This is a genomic window from Mycobacterium kyorinense (assembly GCF_001672775.1).
GTDB lineage: Bacteria > Actinomycetota > Actinomycetes > Mycobacteriales > Mycobacteriaceae > Mycobacterium > Mycobacterium kyorinense_A.
In genome coordinates, this window is record NZ_LZKJ01000091.1 from 1 (window position 1) to 3,626 (window position 3,626).

General features: G+C 67.8%; 2 protein-coding genes and 1 pseudogene. All 3 read right to left on the bottom strand.

The features are described from left to right. Positions 1-92 precede the first annotated feature (92 nt). Positions 93-1,124 carry a DUF7159 family protein gene (locus A5707_RS10060; RefSeq protein WP_065014355.1) on the bottom strand — a complete coding sequence of 344 codons (1,032 nt, stop codon included), beginning with the start codon at positions 1,122-1,124 and terminating at the stop codon, positions 93-95. A gap of 229 nt (positions 1,125-1,353) precedes the next feature. Next, a complete protein-coding gene (locus A5707_RS10065; RefSeq protein WP_065014356.1) occupies positions 1,354-3,192 on the bottom strand; it encodes an Hsp70 family protein in 1,839 nt (612 codons plus the stop codon). Between the two features lie 138 nt (positions 3,193-3,330). Continuing rightward, positions 3,331-3,626 (bottom strand): annotated as a pseudogene (locus A5707_RS10070) (hypothetical protein); the annotation flags it as partial.

The following is a 3,626-nucleotide window of genomic DNA, read 5'->3' on the forward strand; positions in this document are numbered from 1 at the left end:
GCCCCCCCCCCCCCCGCCGGCCGCCCCTTCGCCGGCGCCGGAGACCATCCCCGAACCGGCGCCCGTGGTGCGCCAGCAGCCGCAGCAAGTCGTCAACCCGCCGGTCCGCCAGTCGCCGGCGCGGTCGGGACGACGCCTTTGCCGTCGGGGTTTGGCCGTTGACCGACTGACGGCCGCACATCGCTGGCCAGCGAAACCACCACCGCCACAACACCGATGGCCACTATGGCCGCCGCTCCGCTACCGACCAGCAGGAACGGCCGACGCCGCGGGCTGCTGTCGTCGTCCTCATCGGCGACGGCGCTGTATGCGAGGGCGTCGGGGCCCACGCTGGCATTGGCCGAAACGTCCAGGTAGGCCGGTGCGATGACGTCGCGGTTCACCTCACCGGTTCCGGGATCTTGCGCGTAGGCCAGCGCCGCGGTCGACGACGCGAACAGCGGTGCGTTCGCCGACGCCAACGCCGCGCCCCGCGCCAGCGCCATATCCGGCTCTTCCGGCGCGCTTACCGGCAGCGAGACCAACTCTTCCAAGCCCTGCTTGACCGGCACGATGTCCACGCCGCAGCCGACGACGAACACGCCGCCCGGGCGCGACTCCAGACCCTCCAGGCGCCCGATCATCTTGGCGAGCGCGGAAATCCCCGCGGGGCTGGGCTGTACACACCGGATCTGCTGCCGCTGCAGATCGACGATCGAACCGTCGGTGACTTCCACCACGGCCACCGTCGCGCTGTCCGACTCAGCGAACACCAGCGCGATGTACTCGTAGCCGACCGCCTGACCGACGGTCTGAGTCAGGGCGGCCGCCGCCAGCAGCGGAGACACCAGCATGACGTTGCGGGTCTCCCGAACGGCAAGCGCGTCGCGCAGCGCACCCACTTCGTGGGGTTCGGTCCAGGTCACCCCGGTCGACATCAGCCGGTGGCCCCCTTCGGCGGCCGCTTGACGGGTGCCGAGGATCGCGCCGATCACCTGCTCGGGCGCGCTGAAAGCGGCGCTATTGTCGGCGCCGCCAACTTCGAAGCTGTCTTCCTCGACGGTGACCCCGTCGGCGTTTTCGCCTTCGACCAGCACCATGCGGACCGTCGTGGGCGCCATCGACACGCCGAGAACGATGTCCACTGCTCCTCCAAAACTCTTCGCTGGCCAGAATCTGGGCCGAGGAGCACACCGTTTGGGTCGTCGTCACTCCCGAAATGTGCCGGAGTCTCATGAAATTCTGTGTGGTCGAGACGACGACACCACGGCATCACCTCGCCAGGCCTGGCAGTTCCACCCTACCCGGCAAGCTAGACGGTGAACCGAAATCGGCCTGACCGGCCTAATCGCTGAGGCCGCCGCGGACCTGCGCTTAACCCTGCGGGACCTGGATCGGGATGGGCACCGGCACCAAGGGGATTCTCAGGTACTCCGTCGTCATCGGCACCGTTGTCGTCGTGGTCGTCGTGGTGGTGGGCGGCGGCGTCGTCGTGGTGGTGGTCGTCGTGGTGGTGGTCGTCGTGGTCGTCGTCGGCTGATGCGTGGTGGTGCTCGGCGGTGGCTGATGCGTCGTGGTGACCGGCGGTGGAGGAGGTGGTTCGGCGCTGGTCGGTGGTGGCGGCGGCGCAGCACTGGGTGTCGGCGCGGCGCTGGGCGGCGGTGGCGGTGCTGGGCTGGGCGACGGCGGCTGCGTGTTGGGGAATTTCGGCGGAGGCGCGACGCTGCTGGGCGCCGGCGGCGCATGGTGTCCGGTGGCGCTGGTCAACGAATACGCCACCCCGCCGATCGCGAACATTGCGACCAACGCGCCGAAGCCAAACAGCAACTGCGGCAGGCGGTACCCACGTCGAGGACGGTCGTCGGGCGGCGGCTGCAGCGTGAGGAGGTACTGCGACGGCGGGGCACCGCCGATGTCGTCGCCATAGGGTTCGCCGAAGTAGGCCAGCGGTCCATCGTCGTCGTCGGCTTCCGACCAGGCCAGCTCGTGTCGGGTCACCGGCGGGTCCTCGACCAGCACATCACCGGCGGGAATTCCGAAGTCACCGGTGGGCGCGTCGAACGCCCCGCTGTGCGCGGCGAAACCGCCGGTATTCGCGGCGAAACTGCCGGTAGTTGCGCTGGCCACCGGGGCCATCGCCGTCGACGTCTGGGCCTCGTCCACTTCTTGCTCGCCCGGCTCGCGCGACGACAGCATCACCGCCCCGACCGCCATCGCCAGCGCGGGCCGCACCGCCGTCACGACCGATGCCTCCGTATGCGACGAAAGACGTTGAGCGACAAGAGGGATGCTGGCGCCGCCACCGGCCATCGCTACCGCCGCGAGTTCCCCGCGGCCAATCTTGTGACGGGACAACGTCTCGTCGAATGCGGAGAGCACACCGCTCAGCCGGGCCTCGATGAGATTCTCCAGCTGGGCACGCGTCACGGCGACGACGGTGCGCCGCCCCGGAAGCTCGACTACCAGTTCGGTCGCCGTCTCGGTCGACAACTGTTCCTTGGCGCTACGGCACGCATCGCGCAAGTCGGCGAGTTGGCCGACGGCAGCGGTGCCGGCGGGATCGGCCTCGGCGATGTGCCCGATATCCGCCAAGACGTGGGCCAAAAGATCCTGGTCGAGCAGGTCTCCGGAAAACGCTGAGTAGCGCAGTGTTTCACCGATCGGGAGGAAGTCCGACGCGGCGTCGACCAACGTGATGTTGGTTCCGCCGCCACCGAAATCCAACAGGCCCACCACGCCGTGGCTGGGCAGGCGCGCCTCGGAGTTCAACGCCGTCAACGCCGCAACAGCATCCGACACCAGCCGCGGAGCCATGCCGCTGCGGACAAAACCCGCATGAGTACGTAACGCGGCCCGCAATGCCTGCACGGATTCCGGACCCCAGTGGGCCGGAAGCGCGATCGTGATCTCCGACGTCGCCGCGTCGCCCCCGGCCGCTGAGATGATCGCATCCAGCGCTTCGACCAACAACAGCGCAGGATCGTGAGTAGAGCCGTCCGCGGACACCAACGGACGTGAGTCACCGACGCGTTCGACGAAGCCGCCGATCACTGCGCCGTGGTCGGTCGAACCCGCGTCCGGCACAGGCTCACCGAGTTGTGGTGCGCGATGCGAAAACAGCGTCAACACCGAACGGCGCGTTACGGGCGGGCTCCCGTTACGCACCGCCACCAAGTTCGTGGTTCCGATCGACAACCCCAACGGGTCGTACATACAGTGCATACCTCGCATCGATAGCGGTCGCGGGCAAGCGTTCACGATAGCCGCGGTTGGACCGAATCGAGACCAGGTAAACCACGATCGAGACGTGGTGGATACGGTCTTGTTATCTAAGCCTTGGGGCGCTGAGGGTTACACCACTGTCAGTGGCAGCGATTTGCGCGGCTGGAAGCGAAACGTCGACCCGCCGCTGACCTTGGCTATCTGCACTTCCGGCAATTCCGGTGCGATGGCGTCGGTTTCGACCAGTTCAGCTGTCCACTCGGTGCTGGTCCCGCTGACGTGTACGAGAAGATGTGGGTCGACGGCGGTGGTGATCGCCTGCAGCGGTTGCCCAGAATCCGGCGAACACAGCGAGATCCAGGCACCGTCGTCGTGGGCGGGCGACCGATGCACGGTCACACGGTTCTCGGATAGCTCGGCCCGCA

Coding starts and splice junctions, on each gene's coding strand:
- A5707_RS10065 (WP_065014356.1), bottom strand. CDS start 3,192: ATGTACGACCCGTTGGGGTTGTCGATCGGAACCACGAACTTGGTGGCG.